We start from the raw sequence: 19,341 nt of genomic DNA, 5'->3' as shown, positions 1-19,341 counted from the left end.
GTGAAGGTGAGTGATCCATGGCCGATCTGAACCGCTACGAGCTGGTCGTTCTCAGGCAGGGACGACCGCATCCCGCGCGTGGGGAGGACGCCGACTACGACCGTCGGCAGGTCGAGCACCTCCAGTACCTGGAGTCGCTGCGCGCCGGCGGATCGCTGGTGCTCTACGGCGGGTCGGACGAACCCGACACGGCGTTGCGGGCGGCGTTGCTGTTCCGGACCGGTTCGCTCGACGAGGCCCGTGCGGCGGCCGAGGCGGACCCGCTGGTGCAGGCAGGCTACCTGGCGATCGAGGTCGTTCCCTTCGTCTCGGGATTTCGCGCGCCCGAACGCTCACTCCGGTCGGTTGACCAGTGAGTTGGCTGCCATCGTCAGGTAGTCCCACAACGGCTCGAAGTGCTCCGGGGGCAGGTTTAGCCCATCGACGGCGGCACGCATGCGGACCAGCCAGGCGTCCCGCTGGGCGGGGCCGATCGCGAACGGCGCGTGCCGCAGTCGCAGCCGTGGGTGCCCGCGCTGGTCGCTGTAGGCCGACGGCCCACCCCAGTACTGGACGAGGAACATCCGCAGCCGTTCCTCGGCGCCCGACAGGTCCCCCTCCGGGTAGAGCGGACGCAGCAGCGGGTCCTCGGCGATGCCTGCGTAGAAGTGGGCCACCAGCCGGCGGAATGTCTCCTCACCGCCGACCGCGTCGTAGAAGGTGTCCGTCGGACGGGCCATGGACGGTCGCTGAGTCACACCGACTATTGTGCTCGACGGATCGCGGGCAATCGGAGTGATGCGGCGAACGGCATCCGTTCGGATCATCTCGGCGCCAACCACACCGTGGTGTCCGGCGGGAGCGTGAGGGTGATCCCGTCGTAGCCGACCGGGTTGCTGGCCAGCACCAGGCGGCCGGGTATCGCGAGCGTCACGTCGGTGTCGGTGGTCGACATCACACAGGTCAGATCGGGTGCGTCAGGCATGTCGGGCAGGCGGCCGACGGCGGGGCGGTCGAAGGCGAGGCACCCGGGCGCGGCGTCGTCCCGCCAGCGCAGCGGACCGCCGCCGAGCGCGGGCAGCGCCCGCCGCAGGGCCAGGGCGCTGCGCACCAGCACCAGCGTCGACATCGGGTCGGACGCCTGGGCGTCAACGGTCAGGTCGGCGAAGCCCTCCGGCTGCGGCAGCCAGGGTGTCGCCGCGTCCGCGCTGAATCCATACGGCGACCGAAGGCCTGACCAGGGCAGCGGTACCCGAGCGCCATCCCGGCCGGGGGACTGCCGGCCGGACCGTTCCCAGACGGGGTCCTGGCGGGCGTCGGGTGGGACGTCCACCTGCGGGAGGCCGAGTTCGTCGCCCTGGTAGAGAAACACCGGTCCGGGCAGGGCGAGCAGGGTCAGCAGCGCGGCGCGGGCCCGACGCAGGCCGGTCGCACCGTCGCCGTAGCGGCTCGCCGGCCGGACCACGTCGTGGTTGGCCAGCACCCAGGTGGCGGGAGCGCCCACCTCCGCGGTCGCGGCGAGGTCGTCGGTGATAGCCGTGCGCCAGGCCGCGGCCGACCACGGGGCGGTCAGCAGCGCGAACGCGAATGTCAGGTGAAGTTCGTCCGGACGGACGTAACGGGCCAGCCGGTGTGGGTCGGCCACCCAGGTCTCGCCGACCAGCACCCTGGCCCGGCCGTCGTGCCGGGAGTACTCCTCGACGATCGTCCGCCAGCGTTGGTAGATCTCGTGGACCCCGTCCTGGTCCCAGCTGTGGGGTTCGGCCCGCTCGCGGAAGAACGCGATATCCCCGGCCGGCGGTTGCGGGTTGTCCGGCAGGACGGAGTTCTTGACCAGGCCGTGGGTGACGTCGATACGGAAGCCGTCGACGCCATGGTCGAGCCAGAAACGGACGGTGGCCTCGTGGTCGGCTCGTACCTCGGGGTGCCGCCAGTCCCAGTCGGGCTGTTCCGGTGCGAACAGGTGCAGGTACCACTGGCCGTCAGCCACCCGGGTCCAGGCTGGTCCACCGAATACCGACACCCAGTTGTTGGGTGGTAGCTGTCCGTTTTCACCATGTCCGTCCCGGAAGATGTACAGATCCCGCTCGGGGGAGCCGGGGCCGGCGGCCAGCGCGGCGCGAAAGGCGGGATGCGCGTTGCTGGAGTGGTTCGGCACGAGATCGACGAGCACCTTCAGCCCGTACCGGTGGGCCTCGGTGAGCAGGGCGTCGAAGGCGGCCAGATCGCCGAACAACGGGTCGACGTCACGGTGGTCGGCGACGTCGTAGCCGTGGTCGGCCATGGGGGAGCGGTAGAACGGAGTGATCCAGATTCCGTCCACGCCAAGTTCGTGCAGGTGGGGAAGGCGGGAGGAGACGCCGGTGAGATCCCCCACCCCGTCGTGGCCGGAGTCGGCGAAGCTGCGGATGTAAACCTCGTACAGCACGGCGTCAAGCCACCAGCGATGCATGACACCCATCCAAGCCTGGCTCGCCCGCCGCCGTCCGGTCGCCGGCATCGAACCTTCCGGGCGATCGGCGAAGCTGAGGCAGGTCGCAAGCTCGTCGCCAAGCGCGATATCCGTTATCCGAACTAGACTTCGTCGCGTGGAGGCGGTGACGGCACGCTATCGGTCGACTTCGAGAGGTGCACGTAGCCGGTTAGGGATTGTCCAACGGGTCCTGGATGGGGGAGCCGCCTGCCTCGACCATGTCATCGGGGGTGACGCAGACGGGGAGACGACCCTCACCGAGATCGTGTCCAGCCGGCTCGGATCCGTGCTGGCGGAACTCGGCCGGGGGGCGTGGGCGCTGCGCCAGATTGTGGGTGGTCCACGGGAGCGCGTCGCGGAGCGGGTCGCCCTCGAACATCTGGGGTTCCTCTCGGAGGCGGGTCTGGTGCTGTCGGGCTCCCTCGTCCCGCAACGGATTGTCGACATGATCGCGTCGCTGGCGGTACCGCGGCTCGGGGACGGCGCCATCGTCTTCCTTCGGGACGGGGACGACGTGCGCCTCGGCGCGATCGTGCACCGCGATGGTCGGGTTGCCGAGTACCTGCGTGACCTCGTCGCAACCCACCCGCCGAAGCTGGACAACGACTTCGGTGCCGGACTGGTCCTGCGGACCGGCCAGACCTGGTATCTGCCGTACTTCACCGATGAGCTCGTGGGGCGGATGTCCATGCGGGACACGGCCGCAGGCCCGTACCACCAGCTCCTGGAAGGTCCGACGATCATCGTGCCGATGCCGGGGCGGGGCCGGATACTCGGTGCTGTCACGCTCGTCCGCGGCTCGGGTAGGTATACATCCGTTGACATCAGCCTCGCCGAACACCTCGTCCGCAGGGGTGCGGCAGCCCTTGAGAACGCGCAGCTCTACAGCGTCGAACAGGAGTCCGCGCTCACCCTGCAACGGTCGCTCCTGCCGGAGAACCCGCCCGCGCTCGGCGGGGTCGAGGTTGCGATGGACTACCGTCCGGGAACGGCCGGGACCGAGGTCGGCGGGGACCTCTACGACGTGATTCTCCTGCCCGACGACCGGGTGGGGATCGCGATCGGGGACGTCATGGGACGCGGTCTGCAGGCCGCCGCGGTGATGGGGCAGCTGCGGGCGGCGCTGCGCGCGTACGCGTTGGAGGACTGGGGTCCCGCCGAACTGCTGGCCCGGCTCGACCGGGTCGTCGGCTCGCTACCCGGTCTGCACCTGGCGACCTGCATGTATATCGTCTACGACCCGGCGAGCTGTCGGGCGACGGTGTCCAACGCCGGCCATCTGCCGCCGCTGCTGGTAATGCCGGATGAGGAACCCGACTACCTGGTGCTCGACCCGGGCCTGCCGCTCGGTGTCGGCGACGTCGGGGAGTTCTCGGAGACGTCGCTGGAACTGCCGCCGGGTTCCGGGATCGTCCTTTACACCGACGGTCTCGTCGAGTCCCGTCGGCATCCGCTCGAAGACGGCATGGACCGGCTGCGCCGTGGCCTGAGCAGGACCCCGGACAACCCGGGGACGCCAAGGGCGATACCGGAAGGGGAAAGGGTGTCCTCGGCCGGCTCGGGCGGCTCGGCCCGCGCGCTGCTGCAACGCTGCCTGTCCGCATCCGGGTTGACCGTGCAGACGGACGACGACACGGCCCTGCTGGTGATGACCACCCACCCGTCCCGGCCGGCGCTGGTCGAGCTGGCGCTGCCCGGCGAAGCGAAGTCGGCCGTACGGGCCCGCTGCGCCCTCGAAGGCATGTTGTCGGCCGAGCATCTGGACTCCATCGCCGATGATGTCCTGCTTCTCGTCAGCGAGGTGGTGACCAATGCCGTGCGGCATGCCCGTAGCGATCTCGTCCTGTGCGTGCACCGGGAAGGCGGCCGACTGCGGATCAGCGTCGACGACCGTGAAGGCGGCACCATGCCCCGTCGACAGCCAAGCAGGGAGGACAAGGAGTCCGGTTGGGGTCTACTGCTGGTGGACGCGCTTGCGCACGGCTGGGGCGTGGAAACGATCCCGGACGGGAAACGGGTGTGGTTCGACCTGATGATCCCGCCGGACGGGAACCAGGACCGGGAGCGGCCGACCTGATCTCCGGGCCGGTCAGGATCACGCCTGCTCCGCGGCATTCCGCCTCGTCGACCGGGAGCAGGTACTCATCACCAGAACCGGCGCACTCGATGTACCGTTCCCGGCACTGTATTCATATGTCGTCTTTTTGATTTCACACATACCGGTGACATCGAAAATCGAACGTGATAAAGGTGAGGATGTCGCCGTGGTCGGAAACGGGTGCGATGTCGTCGTCAGGCGCCCTCGGGCACGACGTGCAGGTGCCCGTCCGCGGGGTCAGGCGGATGCGGCCTCGTCGCTCTCGGAGCTGAGGTAGCGCGACCAGCGTGGGTCCATCCGGCGGCTCCCCAGAATGCGCCAAGCGGCTCCGCTCGGCGCTCTGGGAGCCGTGCGAAGCCGCCAGCCAAGATCGGCGACCGCTCGGTCGGCTTTGAGATGATTGCAGCGGCCGCAGGCCGCCACCACGTTCTCCCATACATGCGCGCCCCCGCGGGAGCGGGGGATGACGTGATCCAGCGAGGTCGCCGGAGCGCCGCAGTACACGCAGCGATGGTGGTCGCGGGCCAGCACCCCCTTGCGGGTGAGCGGCACCTGCGAGCGGTACGGTACCCGAACAAATCGGGCAAGCCGTACCACCACGGGTACCTCTACCGCATACGTCGCCGAGTGGAGAACGCGGCCTCCGGCCTCGACCATGACTGCCTTCTCGGTGAGCACGAGCACCAGCGCACGCCTCTGTGAGACCACGCATAACGGTTCATACGTGGCATTGAGAACCAGCGCTTCTGTCACGCGCCGACCTCCTCGCCGTACCTGGTGGCGGCCATCACAAGCTAGCCACCGGTGACACTGAGACAGTCAACCGCCTTCGAGCCTCGAATGCGAGCGGGTTTGTGATTGTGGTCGGGTAATCGTTGACACACTACATGCTTTCGCCTGCTTTCGACACGCTTTGCGTGTCGGGTTGCTGTCTGTGTGTTATTGCGAGACGTCGACCCCTTGCTCTGGAGCCGACCGGCATGGGCGAGACTGGGCGCCGTCGAAGGTCCTCGGGTGTCTGCCCGGCGGCCCGGAGATCCTGAAGAGCATGGTCCAGCAAGATCGAATATGTGTGAGGAGCTGACTGGAGGCCGTGGCAGATTCTGTGTCCCTGCTTGCCCAGCCGTTCGCGGCGTTACTGGCCTCGGCGGCCGGGGCGTCGAACACGCTCACGGCAGCCGCGTCCGTGGCGCTGCCCGGGACACCCACGCCCGCCCCGTCGCCGAGTCCGTCGGAAAACCCGATCACACCCAGCCTCGACCAGATCTTCGGCGCGCTGCAGAACGCGTGCGGAGCAAAGCCCGGGGTGTTGTGTCAAACGGTCTTTGATGTTACCCATAGTAACTATCTTGCCGGCGGCGCCGACGTGTTCCTCGGTACGCCCCTGAGGATCCTGCTGATCCTGCTGATCGCGTTCGTCATCCGGTCACTGCTGCACCGGTTCATCACCCGGACGACCGGGCGGGCCGCCGCCGGCAGCGGGTCGAACGGGCTGTTCCGATCCGGCCGGGCGGTGCTTCTCGGCGCCTTCGGTGATCCCACCGTGTTGCTGGAACGACGGCGGCAGCGTGCCGAGACCGTCGGTTCGTTGCTGCGCAGCATCACGTCCATCATTGTTTTCGGGATCGCCTTTGTGACGGTCCTCGGCGAGCTGGACATCAACCTCGCGCCGATCGTCGCGAGCGCCGGGGTGGTCGGTGTCGCCGTCGGTTTCGGCGCGCAGAATCTTGTCCGGGACTTCCTGTCCGGCATGTTCATGTTGCTGGAGGACCAGTACGGTGTGGGCGACGTCATCGACGTCGGACCGGTCAGTGGAAACGTCGAGGCGGTCAGCCTGCGGGTCACCCGGCTGCGGGATGTCGAGGGCACCGTCTGGTACGTCCGTAACGGCGAGATCGCGCGGGTGGGGAACAAGGGCCAGCAGTGGGCACGGACAGTGCTCGACGTGCCGTTGGACTATGACACCGACGTGGTCAGGGCCAAGGGGATCCTCAAACGCACCGCGGACGATCTCTGGGCGGAACCGGATTTCGCCACCGCCATCATCGCCGAACCCGAGGTGTGGGGGATGGAATCGATGACCGCGGACGGCTATGCACTGCGCGTCGTCGCCAAGACCCAACCGCTCAAACAGTGGGACGTCGCGCGGGCCCTGCGCGAGCGCATCCGGGCTGCGCTGAACGCCGAGGGCATCGAACTCGGCAGCGTCCAGCGCAGCGAGGTCGTCATGATCGACAATGATGAGGAGGACGCCCAGGCAGGGCAGGACGACGAGGAGGACGGCGAGGACACCCGGGGTTTCGGACACGGGACCGAGAGCCGTCCCACCGCCGAGCTCGACCCGCCCGCGGCGTCTCCCGTCGGTCGGTCGTCCGGCCCGGCGTCCGGCTCCCGTTGATCATTTCGGTCGCGGAGCTGAACCGGGTATAAGGATCCCGCTAGACGATGCTGAGAGTTGCTCCGGACGGCTCGCGCACTGTGACCCACCGGGCAGACTGGGTGGCGTGCGAGTACTGGTGGTTGACGACGAGCCGGCGGTCCGGGAGTCCCTGGAGCGTTCGCTGCGGTTTGAAGGTTACGAGGTCAGTTCCGCCCGGGACGGGGCCGAGGCATTGGACGTGGTTGCCCGTGACCGGCCGGACATCGTGGTCCTCGACGTGATGATGCCACGGGTGGACGGCTTGGAGGCCTGTCGCAGGCTGCGTGGGCGTGGTGACGATCTTCCCGTCCTGATGCTTACTGCCCGTGATGGTCTTGCCGACCGGGTGAACGGGCTGGACGTCGGGGCCGACGACTATCTCGTCAAGCCGTTCGCGCTGGAGGAACTGTTCGCTCGGCTGCGTGCCCTGACCCGCAGGGCGTCGCTGTCCGCCAGGGCTGCGGCCGTGGCGGGCACCCCCGGCACCCCCGGGGCCGCGCCGGCAGGGTTGCCCGGCGTACCGCCGGCGCTGACCTTCTCCGATGTCCGTCTGGACCCGGGCAGTCGGCAGGTGACCCGTGGGGACCGGGAGCTGACTCTCACCAAGACCGAGTTCGACCTGCTGGAGCTGTTCCTCCTGCACCAGCGCCAGGTCCTGTCGCGATCTATGATCATGGAGCGGGTGTGGGGATACGACTTCGGCCCGTCGTCGAACTCGCTGGAGGTGTTCGTCAGCTATCTTCGCCGCAAGCTTGAGTCGGGTGGCGAGCCTCGGCTGCTCCACACGGTTCGCGGGGTCGGCTACGTCCTGCGGGAGGCAGCCTCGTGACGGAAACAGTCGTGACGGGGGCGGGCGCGGTGGTTGTGCCCGGTGAGCCGGGCGTGTGCCCGTTATGAGTTTTCCGGGATGACAGCGCGACACCCGATCTGGGAACCGTCGGCGGAGGCGTCGGGCGAGGTGCCGGCGGAGGCGCCGAGGGAGCTGACAAGAGGCCGGTTCCCTCGGTGGCGTCGTCCTTCCCCGCGTGGTCTTTCTCTGCGTCGTCTTGCGCTGCGTAACCGGATGGCGTTGCTGATCGGCGTTGCGGTGACCGCCACCGTGGCCGTGGTGGCGGGTGTGGCGCTCGCCTCGACCGGGATCGTGCTCAACAACTCGATCGACGATCAGCTGATCCAGCAGGCCGGGGTGGCGGCTTCCACGATCAAACCGGACTTCCGGGCCGGTGGAAGGCTGACCGGCTCCAATTTCGGCCTGCCCGCACAGGTCATCTTTGCCGACGGTGACACGGCTACCTGGCAGAACCAGGTTGTCGTCCTGCCGGTGACCCCGACCGACGAGGCCGTGGCACAGGGGATGGCCGACCAGCAACTACGCACTGTCACTATTGATGGTCAGCGGTACCGGGTCGCGACCGTTCCCATCCGCTTTCCCGGCGGCACTCTCGGCGCTCTACAGCTGGCCAGGGACATGTCGGACGTGGACCAGACACTGCGCGACCTCGGCCTGATCCTGCTCGCCGTCGGGGTGGCCGGGGTGGCCGGATCGGTGCTGCTCGGCCGGCTGATCGCGCGCGCGTCGCTCAAACCGCTGGATGCCGCGGCCGCGGCCGCCGAGGAGGTGGCCCGTACCCAGGACCTGTCCGCGCTGATCCCGGTCACCGGTACCGACGAGATCGCCCGGCTCGCAGGCAGCCTGAACAGCATGCTGCGGGCACTGGAGGCGTCCCGTGTGCGGCAGCGGCAGCTCGTCGACGACGCGAGCCACGAACTGCGGACCCCGCTGACGAGCCTTCGGACCAACATCGAGCTGCTGCTGCGGGCCGAGGCCAACCCGCAGCGTGCGCTGCCCGCGGAGGACCGGGACGCGTTGCTGCGTGATGTCGACGCGCAGATCCGTGAACTGAGTGGACTGGTCAGCGAACTGGTCGAACTCGCCCGGGACGAGGCGCCCACAGAGGACGTCGAACGCGTCGACCTGACCGAGATCGTCCATGCGGCGGCCGCGCGGGTACGTCGTCGCGCCAAGGCGAAGGACGTCCAGATCGTGGTGACCGCGGCACCCTCACCGGTGGACGGACGCCCGCACATGCTGGAACGAGCGGTGACGAACCTGCTCGACAACGCGGTGAAGTTCTCCCCTTCCCAGGGACAGGTCGAGGTGAGCGTCAGCGTCGGGGAGGTCCTCGTCACCGACGAGGGTCCCGGGATCGCGCCCGAGGACCGGCCCCAGGTTTTCAACCGCTTCTACCGGGCGGCGTCCGCGCGTGGGCTGCCCGGTTCCGGGCTCGGCCTCGCCATCGTCGCGGATGCCGCGGCTGTGCACGGCGGGAGCGTGCGGGCGGAGGAAGGCCCGCGCGGCGGCGGAAGGCTACGGCTGTCGCTCCCGGTTCCCCGTGACGTACTGTGGTCGGCGCCGTCCTCGGCCTGGCCGGACCAGCTCCTGCCGAACGAGTCGGATTGTGTTCCCGGCGGGCGGGACGAGCTTGCCGCACCGGCCTCGACCCCGTCATGGTTCACCCGGCCCGCTGACCGCCGGTCCTGGCGGACGAGAGGATCCGGTCGTGACCACCGACGAGATATCTGACTTCAGCTCGGACGCCGGCGGCACCGGACCGGATGCCGGACCGGATGCCGGACCGGATGCCGGACCGGGTACGGCCCTGGACCCGGTCCTGTCGCAGCTCGCCGCCGTCCATGGTGTCGCCACCCGGTACATCGGCGCCGACGACCGGGAGGTGACCGTCGCCCCCGACGTCGTGCGGGCCGTGCTTGGCCTGCTCGACGTCGACACCACAAACCCGGTTGCGGCCCTTGCCGCCGCCCGCGACGCGCCATGGCGGCGTTTGTCGCCCGTCTGTGTGGTTGTGCGACGGTCCGCGCCCGCGCCGGTGGTGCTGCGGGTGCCCGTCGGCACGGTCCCGGTCGCGGAGCTGGAGTTCGAAAGCGGCGGGCGGCTGGTGGTCACGGCGCCGGGGGACGACGTGCCGGGGAACGACGTGCCGGGGGAGCCGGCCGAACACCGCACGGCGGACGGCCGGGACCTGCTCGGCGTCCGGCTGGCCCTGCCCGCGGGTCTGCCACTCGGTGATCATATTCTGCGGGTACGGGCCGGCACCGTGTCGGCCGAGACAAAGCTCATCGTCGCGCCGGACGAGGTCCCGGCGGTGCCAACATCCTCCGGGCCGGCTCCTTCCGGCGCCGCCCGTGCCTGGGGCTGGATGGTCCAGCTGTACGCGCTGCGGTCGGCAGGTTCCTGGGGGATCGGTGACTATGCCGATCTTGCGGCGCTTGCGTCGTGGTCCGGCTCGGTGGAGGGCCGGCGAGCCGATGTGCTGCTGGTCAACCCGGTACACGCGATCGCGCCGACGATTCCGGTCGAACCGTCCCCGTACTACCCGGCCAGCAGGCGGTTCGCCTCCGCGCTGTACCTGCGCCCCGAGGACCTTCCCGAATACGGGCGTGCGGACGCGGCCATCCGGGCGCGTGTCGATCAGCTGGCCGCCGCGGCCCGTGCCGGGACCGGGGCCGACCTGATCGACCGGGACACGGTGTGGCGGGCGAAACGCGCCGCTCTGGAGCTTCTGTTCACCGCAGCCGGCGACGGGGCCTGCGATGAGGGGACGGTCGCGGCCACCACATCGTGGGACACCGGCACCGGCACCGGCACCGGCACCGGCACCGGCACCGGCACCGACACCGACGACGGCCTCATCGACTTCGCGACGTGGTGTGCCCTTGCCGACCTGCACGGTCGGGACTGGCGGGCATGGCCCGCCGACCTGCAGGACCCGCACGGTCGGGGGGTTGGCGCCGCCCGTGCCGAGCTGCGTACCCAGATCGCCTTCCACATCTGGTTGCAACGCAGCTGCGACGCCCAGCTCGCCGCCGCGCAGGCCGCGGCCCGCGATGGCGGAATGGCCGTCGGCGTCGTTCATGATCTTGCGGTCGGGGTGGACCCCGGCGGGGCGGACGCCTGGGCGCTGCGGGACGTCTTCGCGACCGGCGCGACCATCGGTGCACCCCCGGACGGGTTCAACCAACAGGGCCAGGACTGGGCGCTGCCGCCGTGGCGGCCCGACCGGCTGGCCGAGATCGGCTACGCGCCGTTCCGGCAGATGGTCACCGCCGTCCTGCGCCGCGGCGGCGGTCTGCGGGTCGACCACATCCTCGGATTGTTCCGGCTGTGGTGGATCCCCGGCGGAAACCCCGCCTCGGCCGGCACCTACGTCCGCTATGACGCTGACGCGATGCTCGGCATCCTCGCGCTTGAAGCGACCAGGGCCGGGGCGCTCGTCGTCGGTGAGGATCTCGGCACGGTCGAACCGTCGGTGGCGACGATGCTGGCCGGCTCCGGGGTGCTCGGGTCGACCGTCGTGTGGTTCGAACGTGACGCGGCAGGTGCGCCGGTACGGCCGCACCGCTGGCGGGAACTGGCCATGGCGAGCGTCACGACCCACGACCTGCCCACCGTCGCCGGGTATCTCACGGGTGAGCATGTGCGGGTGCGGGCCCGTCGCGGTCTGCTACGACGGTCGGAGGAGGCCGAACTCGCGGCCTGGCGCGAGGAGCGGGACGGGCTGATCGCCCTTCTGCGGGACGAGGGACTGCTGGCGGATCCGGGTGCGGGCGATCCCGCCGACCCGACCTCGTCCGGCGACGTTTCTGATCTTGAATTCGCCGCGAGCGGCGAGGCGGCGGTGGCCCTGCACGGTCTGCTTGCCCGGTCGCCGTCCCGGATCGTGCTGGCGGCGCCCGGTGACGCCATGGGTGACCTGCGCCAGCCGAACCTGCCCGGCACCGTGGACTCGTATCCGAACTGGAAGCTTCCGGTGACCGACGCGGACGGCCGGCCGGTCACCATCGAGCGGCTGCGGGTCGACCCGAGGGTTCGTCGCCTTGCGCGGCTTCTCGCGTGCGTCCGGGACCAGCCTGGCGACTGTCGGTGACTATTCGTGGACCTGTCGGCGTGCTGTCGTGTTTGTCGTGTGTCGGATGGCCCGACCTCACGGGTCATTCGGTCCTGTCGTGTCGCCAGGAGGCCCTTCCAGACGACCTCGGGCCAACCACCCGGTAACCTTCGCAACGTGACTCGTCGACGTCCTCGGCACACTGCCCGCCGCGTACTCACCGTCGCGGCGCTGGCCTTCCTTGCGGTTCCGGCGCTCTCCTCGGTCGCCCTGGCACAGGACATCGGAGACAGTTACAGCCCGGACCCGCTCACCGCGCTGCAGGCATGGGCCGTCTACGGCGGGACGATCGCCGGCGGGTTCCTTGTGGCGCTCGTCCTGACGTTGCTGTCGACCCGGGACAGTGGTCCGTCGCGGTACCGCCCGGGACGCCCCTGGCAGCATGAGGAGGTCTGGATCGGCGATCCTCCCACGGTCGCCGAAGGCGAGCGTCCGCATGTGGCTGCTCCCGGCGCGGGCGGTGCCAGTGGTACGTGGTGAGGCGTTCACCCACGACCAGCTGGACAGGCTCGACCGGGCGCGGGTGGCTGCCGAAATCCAGACCGGCGTCCGGTTCGCCGTCCGCGTCGGTGAGGTCGACGGCGACGCGGACCGGTTCGCCGAGGAGGCGCTGGCCAACCTGGTGGACCTTCCACGTAACCCGGCTGTGCTCGTGCTGGTCTCTCCCGGTCAGCGGTTCACCCAGATCATGACGACGCTGGGCGCGAAGAGCCGGATCACCGACCAGGCCGCCGGGCTCGCTGTTCTCACGATGACGTCCAGCTTTGCGCTCGGCGATCTCGTCGGTGGGATCGTCAACGGGTTGCGCCAGCTCGCGGACGCGGCGGGCCCACCGGCACCGGCGTCACCGCATGTTGTCGCCCCGCCCGTCCCGCCGGCCCCGACGGAGCCCACCGGGACGCGCTGATGCCGCATCCGGCGGGGGCGGGCCGCGGGCTCGCAACGGCCACCGTTACCCGACCCCCGCCAGCGGCTCGGCTCCCGATCGCTCCCATCTAGTGGAACCGTACTTACTATAAGTATGGTTCCACTAGACGGCCGAGTGTGGTCGATGGGAGAGGCCTGCGACGGCCCGACGACATGTTCGACCGCGAGGCGCAATGGGCCGGCCTGTCGAAGTTCTGCGGTGACGACGCACCCGGCGCGACGCTCGGCGTGGTCACCGCTCGCCGCAGACAAGGCAAGTCCTTCCTGCTGGAGGCTGCCTGCGAACAGACCGGTGGGTTCTACTTCCAGGCGACCGAAGCGACCGAAGCGACCGAAGCGACCGAAGCGACCGAAGCGACCGAAGCGACCGAAGCGACCGAAGCGACCGAAGCGACCGAAGCGACCGAAGCGACCGAAGCGACCGTCGCCGAGTCGCTCCGCTTCTTCGGTACACGGCTGTCGGAGCATGGATGCGCCCGCGACCGCTGAAAGCTTCGACGAGTGGGCGGTTCAGGACCCGGCATCGCCACTGTTCCGCGAGGCCCGCTACCTGCTCAGCGAAGAACCGGCCCTGCGTGACAGCGCGCTGTACAGCTCCGTGCTGGCCGCTGTCGCCGGCGGTGCTACCACCCGGGGTGGGATCGCCTCCCAGGTCGGTCGTACGAGTGCGGATCTCGCGCACCCGCTGACCGTCCTCACCGATGCCGGGTTCCTTGTCCGCGCGGACGACATCCTGCGCAACCGCCGGCCGGTATGGCGGATCGCCGAGCCGCTGGTCGCCTTCTACCACGCTCTGATGCGCCCCGTGTTCGCGCAGCTCGAACGGCGGGGCCGGTCTGCGCGGGTAGCGACGACCTACGCGCACGCGCCACGGCCGACCCCGGTGTCGTCCTCGTCGACCTCGACCGCCTCTACCACGGTGAATGAACCGACCGGGGATGAATCAACCCCCGGCGGCCTGCCCGGGGCTGATCGAGGCGAGCTCCAGCCCATCGTCGAGGCCGTGCGGCCGGATCTCCGCCCGAGTGAGATCATTTTCGGTGACCTCGACGACCATCCGGCCGCCGTTCCCCACCGGTACCTCCAGAAACGCCACCCTCGTCCCCCAACGCCGCGGTCGTTGTTCGCCTCTGCTTCGCGCGCTGTCCAGTATGGACAGCGCAACCATAGCGAACAGAGCGCCGATGCGTGACACTCGAGTCATGGGTTACTCTTCGAACCTGTCCAGGCGTCCTGCGATATGTATGCCGTTACCGGTCAGCCGAGCCGGTCGTAACTCCTGACCGGGCATCCGCGATGTCCGGGCAACTGTCGGAGTTCGTCGGATCGATCTCAACCGCGATCGTCCGCCGAGCGGACAGATATGTCGAGATGCTGGACGAGGCACGCATGGACGGCATCCTGCGGGTTGCGGAGCCGAACCTTCTCGATCGGTTCGAAAGATACGCCGCCGATGTTCTCGACCGTTATATCCCACCTGGTCCCCGTAATCGCGACAGCCTTGTTTTCTCCCATCTGTACAGTCAGGTACTCGCCCCAGCCGAGGACAGCGAACATTCCACCATCGCGGCGTTGCTGGCCGCGGAGGTCGAGGTCCGTGGTCCGCTGCGGCTCACCCCGGTACAGACCCTGCGCCTGGCCGAGATCCTCGAACGCCTGGGCCTCCGCCTTGCGCGGGCCGGGCTACCGCTGCATGCCGCGTTTTCTTTCGACCGAGCCGGAGGCCTGTATCTACAGGTGGAAAACCATCTCGCCCGGGACAGATGCCTGCTTTCGGCGCATCGGGCCCGCCACCTGGCCCGCGGCCGGGGCTTGCGCAGGATCCTGGAGACGATCTCGAATCTGCTATGTGGCTACGGTTACCAGCCCTACCGCCTGCTCGGCTGGGTGGTCGTCCAGCTCGTGGCGCTGATTCTCATTCTGACGATCTTCTTCGGCGCCTCGCTGGTCACCAGCATGCACATGGCACTCATCAACTACCTCAACCCGCTGGGATTCGGCGATATCGACGGCCTGCCCCATGGCGCCTGGGTCCTGCTCGTCATCGAGTCCTACGCGGGGGCGGTGTCGTTGAGTGTGTTCTTCGCCCTGCTGGTACGGCGGTGGTTCCGGCTATGAGGTGATCGGCATGAGTGTGCCGGTCTACCAGTCCGCGCTGCCTCGTCGCGCCTGTTCGAGTGCCTGCAGCGTCTGCAGGGCAATCTGGTCCCGAATCCGCGAGACCTGCGCGTTCCACTGGCGGCTGAATCCGGGGCGCCGTTCCAGCGCATCCCAGAGCGGCGACAGTACCGGGTCCACCCGCGCTCCGGGCATCCATACGTGGAACAGCCGCTCGACAGCGGTCGTGAGGATGTCGAGCGCCTCCCGTCCCAGCGCCTTCAACCGGTCGGTCTGTTCGATGATCTGGGTGAGCGTGGTGAGCAACCAGTCGTGCAACGCGAAATCCTCGCAGAAGCGCGCGGCGATTCCGAGCTGGCTTTCGTCCACTATCAGCTCGATGGTGCGCACGACATCGTCTTCGGTACGGACCCGCGCGACGGGACCGTCGTGGTCGCCGATCCGGGCGGCCCAGCGTACACAGGTCGGCCGCGACCGTACGGAGGTGACATGATCGAGCTGCGCATGACTCTGGATATCACTGATCAGGCGTTCACTGACCGAGCCCAGGTCGATGGTGGATGTCGGTGTGGAGTCGGCCAGGTACCCCTCGGCGAGCCCGGCGGCATCCGCCAGGCTGATGACTTCGACCACGCCCAATTGGTCGGCGTAGTGTGACCACGCGAGACGGCTGGGGCCCGTCGCGCGCCGGAGGTAGGCGCTCGCCGAACCCTGCAGCACCAGACCGGAAGTGATCATAGCGCGAGAGGTGACCGTGCCGATTCCCCGGGCGCGGACCCGGCTCGAGGTCGCGAGCTTGCAGTCGATCCCGGTCACCAGCTCCGGTGAGACGGCGTGAGCGATGGGGCGTTCGGTGCACAACACGCGGCGCCCCGGCACCGTCCCGAGGATCTGGGCCACGAGCGGAGCGGGAAGCGGCGCCGTGTTGTGCAGAAGACAGGTTCGGACCTCACCGAGGATCAGCATCGCTTTTCATGATCCTTCGATGAAGACGTGTGAAATGCGGTCAATGACCTTACGCGGTATCTTCAGACCTTCTCTCGCCCCACGTTCGATTACTTGGCCGGTGACGGGTTCGTCAAGGCTGAGATGGCTGAGGATGAGTTTGATCGCGTTTTCGATCGGCAGGTATCGCTGCGGAAGGATGGAGACCGACCGGTAGGCGCTGAAGGGTGCTGCACGTGGGTTCACCTGCATCACCGCGGGTAGTTCGGTCCAGGTCTCGGGTATCTCGTCGGTCTCAAGTATCACCCGGTGCGGCTGCGCGACCGGCTCGCCGAAATGGCGCAGCATCCCCAGCCGGAGCAAGTGCCAGATCGACGCCAGAAAGGGACACGACCAGGTCCGCTGGATCATGGTCTCGCCGTCGACCCGATCCTCGATCTCTTTCCACAACTCGACGTCGAGGAAGATGGAGTGGTCGCGCTTGCCGAACTCCTGCGGCGGCTCCCACGGCCGGGTGTGCATGGCCTGGTCGGTGCCGGTCTCGGGAGACCGTTCGCCGTTGCAGAGCCAGCCCGACTGATGGGTCGGCGGGCGGGAACCGTTCGTGCCCGGAGCGGGCTCGGGAAGCAGGCGGGCCGCGACGAGTTCGGCGAGCGGCACACCGTCCGCCACACAGCAACCCGCCTCGCGCGCGATGTAGTCGATCGGTACGCCGCATTCGTCCCCGATCGTAATGAGTTTCCGCAATATTTCTTTCGGATTCGTACTATTATAGAAATAATCGTCGATCAGAAAACAGGTGCTTATCCGGGGTCGATCGGCGGCGACGGTCTTTTCGGCGGCCGTGACCCACGGCGCGAGCCGCTGAAATTGGTGACGTATCCGTTCCTCGCCGTTGAGCAGGTCCTCCATGTAGAAATGACCCACTTCAATTGAAAGATGAGACAACGGCATGCCGCGAACATTGTCCTGGTTGCTGGCTTCACTGTAGGCGACGACTTCCAAGGTGGTCACAGCCCTTCCCACACGCTGTCGTCGGTCAGATTACGGGCCAACTCGTCAAAGGCTTTCACGGTCGCGGCGTTGGCGATGTTCCCGGAGACATCCGCATCTGAGATGACCTGTTCCCGCCACTGCAGCACCGGCTCGACCGGCGTCTCGCCCAGCGTCGCGCTATGCCCGAGCCTGTTCCGCAGCGCCAGTTGTTTGAGTTCATCGTTGCAGGTACGCAGCCACTTCGCCTGCGCGGGCCGGTCTGCGGCAAGCGGCGAGTTGAGGGCGGGTACCGCGGTACGGACGAACCGGATCGAGTCCTGCAGCGCCTCACGTTCGTGACCGGCCCGAACTCCCTCGTCGAGGAGTCCGTCGTTGCCGTGGACGAGACCGTGGGCCGCGACGATATGCTGTCTGGTCCAACGGTGGAATACCAGCCAGCGGACGGGAGCCGAGCGGATTTCCGGAGCTGCCGTCGCGTTCAGCGCCATGTGCAGAGCGTGCGACCGGCCGGCGCTGAGATCGACTACACATACCTGGAATTCCTGGTCCAGCCGCCGGAAAAGTTCGATGCAGCGGCGCACTTTCTCGGCGGTGCTGGAGAATTCCGCCCCGTCCCGGTCGCCGGCGAACAACGCCAGCCGGCCCGCCTTGGCGTGCAGCATGCGAAGACCCGGGCGGTCGGAGGCGGTGCGGACGTCGACCTGGTGCGGGCTGCTGATCGTGCCTCCGATATAGGAGTGGAGGCCATGGTCCGCACCACGGTCGATCTTCGAGATCTCGAAGATCGACCCGGCTGTGGGGGATCCGAAGTCGAAGTCGAGGTAGGCGACATCGTTGCCCGCGAGCGACAACCGGTAGGCGATGTTGCAACTCGTCACCGACCGGCCCGTTCCGCCCTTGTCCGAAGCGGCGAACACCAGCATGGCTAGATGCTCCTCGCTGCGTCGATGCGCGCGACAGTCAGTTCGTCGAGTTTGCGAAGCGCCTCCATGGCCAGAGCACTGGCCGACGACGGCCGCTCATTGAGAATCTTGCGCGCCCGTGTCAGCGTGGCCTCGATCTCCAGGAGACCCGTGTTCAACTCGGATCGATCATTGGCATCGGCCTGCAGGATTTCCTGATTCAGTAGATGGTCCGCCTCGCTGAGCAGCTCAAGGGCGTTGTCCACCATGTGCGTGGTGCGCAGCGGCGTCTCCTCGTAGGTGCTGGCCGCGGTGACGAGTCCCTCGATCACGCGCTCGGTCAGATACCACGACGGCCTGCTGTCGGCGGAACCCCCCGCGGAGAAGAGAACCTCAACCGGGTCGTCCCACAGCCCTGCCCCTGGACCTTCGCGCAACCGGCGGCGGGCGAGATGGTCCATCGTGGCCTCGGCGACTACCATGAGACGGTCGCGGGCGGTGACGTTCGCGGACAGCTTCGCGGCCTGCAACGTACGTTTGAGGAGCAGCGGCGCGAAATCGGCGGCACTCCAGTAGATCTGCGGGCCAAGTTGCTCACTGCCGTTAAGCGTCATTTGTACGCCGGGCGTGTGCAGTGCCACGGCGGGATCGTTCTTCGTCACTCGACTGGTGATTCGGCCGCGGCGAGCCAGTTCCTCGAACACCCATACCGCGCGGGTGAGATCGTCGTCGGTCGCCCGCCGGTTGACGAGGTCCTGCACGAGTACGGAGGAGACGAGCAGGCTGTAGTAATCCGACTCCTTGCCGTCGGAGGTCTGCCACGGGATGTTCTCCAGCGGCCACGCCTGACCACCGAAGCGGGCGACAGTGGACCAGTATCGTTGAGTGAGGTCCCAGCGGATCTGCAACGCCTCGGCCAGACGCCGCTGCTCCTCGTTGAGCAGGCCTAGTTCGCGGGTCCGGGGCGAGAGCAGGTCGTTGATACCGTCGAGCGCCACAACCGTGAAATACAGATAAGGTCTGGCCTCGGCAACACCGGAACGTTGCTGGAAATCCTCACTCACGAAGTCGATCCGCGCGGCGTTGTCTGCGATTCCCCAGGCCCACCCGCACTCGAACAGCAGATTGTCGTTGTCGAGTGCGACATCGGAACCCACCCCGATCCGGACGTCGTCCCGAAGCCTGGCACGAACCCGGGAGAGACTGTTCCGCAGCTCCTGGATCACTATGCGTTCCGAGACTCCCGCCGTGTTCATCATGTGGAGCATCGCGCGGCCGGACGGATCCTCCGGTTCAGCGGTGTTCACTACGAAACTACGCAGGAGCCCCAGCATCGCCGCGGTGAGTCGGCGGTTCGTCGACGACTCGATCTCGGCGACCTTCCGTCTCAGCTCGGAGCGGCGCTGGACAACCGGCTTGTAGACGTTGATGAAACCCAATGCGGCAAGGCACAAGGTCACCGACATCGAATAGGCGTCGACGATGTCGAGCTCGAGCTGTTCGGCTGTGGCCGGAGA

At 68.0% G+C, this 19,341-nt stretch carries 18 protein-coding genes; 11 read left to right on the top strand and 7 right to left on the bottom strand.

The window, feature by feature from the left end; all coding sequences use genetic code 11:
* Nucleotides 1–17: 17 nt before the first annotated feature.
* A complete protein-coding gene (locus tag NBW77_RS04180) occupies nt 18–356 on the top strand; it encodes a YciI family protein (protein ID WP_131746080.1) in 339 nt (112 codons plus the stop codon).
* On the opposite strand, the gene NBW77_RS04175 is transcribed toward NBW77_RS04180, so the two are convergent.
* Together NBW77_RS04175 and NBW77_RS04170 are read right to left on the bottom strand one after the other, a co-directional pair.
* On the bottom strand, nt 333–719 hold the full coding sequence (locus NBW77_RS04175) for a globin (RefSeq protein WP_131746167.1): 387 nt from the start codon (nt 717–719) through the stop codon (nt 333–335). The two genes, NBW77_RS04180 and NBW77_RS04175, sit on opposite strands and share 24 nt — an antisense overlap.
* Before the next feature lie 83 nt (nt 720–802).
* On the bottom strand, nt 803–2,431 hold the full coding sequence (locus tag NBW77_RS04170; RefSeq protein WP_131746081.1) for a glycoside hydrolase family 13 protein: 1,629 nt from the start codon (nt 2,429–2,431) through the stop codon (nt 803–805).
* A 145-nt stretch (nt 2,432–2,576) separates the two neighbouring features.
* On the opposite strand from NBW77_RS04170, the gene NBW77_RS04165 reads away from it, so the two are divergent.
* On the top strand, nt 2,577–4,529 hold the full coding sequence (locus tag NBW77_RS04165) for an ATP-binding SpoIIE family protein phosphatase (protein ID WP_242605695.1): 1,953 nt from the start codon (nt 2,577–2,579) through the stop codon (nt 4,527–4,529).
* Between the two features lie 258 nt (nt 4,530–4,787).
* Here the strand turns inward: NBW77_RS04165 and NBW77_RS04160 are convergent, their stop codons facing one another.
* Nucleotides 4,788–5,303 carry an HNH endonuclease gene (locus tag NBW77_RS04160; RefSeq protein WP_131746083.1) on the bottom strand — a complete coding sequence of 172 codons (516 nt, stop codon included), beginning with the start codon at nt 5,301–5,303 and terminating at the stop codon, nt 4,788–4,790.
* A gap of 340 nt (nt 5,304–5,643) precedes the next feature.
* Here NBW77_RS04160 and NBW77_RS04155 point away from each other — a divergent pair, with 340 nt between their 5' ends.
* From NBW77_RS04155 to NBW77_RS04115, 9 genes are all read left to right on the top strand, one after another.
* Nucleotides 5,644–6,948 carry a mechanosensitive ion channel family protein gene (locus NBW77_RS04155; RefSeq protein ID WP_131746084.1) on the top strand — a complete coding sequence of 435 codons (1,305 nt, stop codon included), beginning with the start codon at nt 5,644–5,646 and terminating at the stop codon, nt 6,946–6,948.
* A gap of 106 nt (nt 6,949–7,054) precedes the next feature.
* The gene (locus NBW77_RS04150) at nt 7,055–7,798 is read left to right on the top strand and encodes a response regulator transcription factor (RefSeq protein WP_131746085.1); all 744 of its coding nucleotides are present in this window, start codon (nt 7,055–7,057) and stop codon (nt 7,796–7,798) included.
* Nucleotides 7,799–7,876: 78 nt separating this feature from the next.
* Nucleotides 7,877–9,553, top strand: a complete 1,677-nt coding sequence (locus NBW77_RS04145; RefSeq protein WP_131746168.1) for a sensor histidine kinase — start codon at nt 7,877–7,879, stop codon at nt 9,551–9,553.
* Nucleotides 9,531–11,915, top strand: a complete 2,385-nt coding sequence (locus NBW77_RS04140; RefSeq protein WP_131746086.1) for a 4-alpha-glucanotransferase — start codon at nt 9,531–9,533, stop codon at nt 11,913–11,915. Before NBW77_RS04145 ends, NBW77_RS04140 begins: the two co-directional genes overlap by 23 nt.
* A gap of 138 nt (nt 11,916–12,053) precedes the next feature.
* On the top strand, nt 12,054–12,416 hold the full coding sequence (locus NBW77_RS04135; RefSeq protein WP_131746087.1) for a hypothetical protein: 363 nt from the start codon (nt 12,054–12,056) through the stop codon (nt 12,414–12,416).
* Entirely contained in the window at nt 12,397–12,843 is a 447-nt protein-coding gene (locus NBW77_RS04130; RefSeq protein ID WP_502799434.1) for a DUF5130 family protein, read from the top strand. The genes NBW77_RS04135 and NBW77_RS04130 overlap by 20 nt, the downstream gene beginning before the upstream one ends.
* Nucleotides 12,844–13,016: 173 nt before the next feature.
* Complete coding sequence (locus tag NBW77_RS04125) at nt 13,017–13,352, top strand: hypothetical protein (protein ID WP_242605696.1); 336 nt, start codon at nt 13,017–13,019, stop codon at nt 13,350–13,352.
* A complete protein-coding gene (locus NBW77_RS04120) occupies nt 13,330–14,055 on the top strand; it encodes a hypothetical protein (protein ID WP_250279301.1) in 726 nt (241 codons plus the stop codon). The genes NBW77_RS04125 and NBW77_RS04120 overlap by 23 nt, the downstream gene beginning before the upstream one ends.
* A gap of 104 nt (nt 14,056–14,159) precedes the next feature.
* Nucleotides 14,160–14,981 carry a hypothetical protein gene (locus tag NBW77_RS04115; RefSeq protein WP_131746088.1) on the top strand — a complete coding sequence of 274 codons (822 nt, stop codon included), beginning with the start codon at nt 14,160–14,162 and terminating at the stop codon, nt 14,979–14,981.
* Between the two features lie 24 nt (nt 14,982–15,005).
* Here NBW77_RS04115 and NBW77_RS04110 read toward each other — a convergent pair whose 3' ends face one another.
* From NBW77_RS04110 to NBW77_RS04095, 4 genes are all read right to left on the bottom strand, one after another.
* Entirely contained in the window at nt 15,006–15,947 is a 942-nt protein-coding gene (locus NBW77_RS04110) for an SCO2521 family protein (RefSeq protein ID WP_131746089.1), read from the bottom strand.
* 6 nt (nt 15,948–15,953) lie between these two features.
* The gene (locus NBW77_RS04105) at nt 15,954–16,940 is read right to left on the bottom strand and encodes an SCO2522 family protein (protein ID WP_207386904.1); all 987 of its coding nucleotides are present in this window, start codon (nt 16,938–16,940) and stop codon (nt 15,954–15,956) included.
* On the bottom strand, nt 16,937–17,845 hold the full coding sequence (locus NBW77_RS04100) for an SCO2523 family variant P-loop protein (protein WP_131746090.1): 909 nt from the start codon (nt 17,843–17,845) through the stop codon (nt 16,937–16,939). Before NBW77_RS04100 ends, NBW77_RS04105 begins: the two co-directional genes overlap by 4 nt.
* A 2-nt stretch (nt 17,846–17,847) precedes the next feature.
* Nucleotides 17,848–19,341, bottom strand: a 1,494-nt coding sequence (locus tag NBW77_RS04095; protein WP_250279300.1) for an SCO2524 family protein, incomplete at its 5' end; no start/stop codon positions are given.

Source organism: Frankia sp. Cppng1_Ct_nod, from assembly GCF_920656135.1.
Lineage (GTDB): Bacteria > Actinomycetota > Actinomycetes > Frankiales > Frankiaceae > Protofrankia > Protofrankia meridionalis.
Note: the sequence above shows the minus strand (reverse complement) of the source record. Positions and strands in the feature narration are given on the sequence as shown.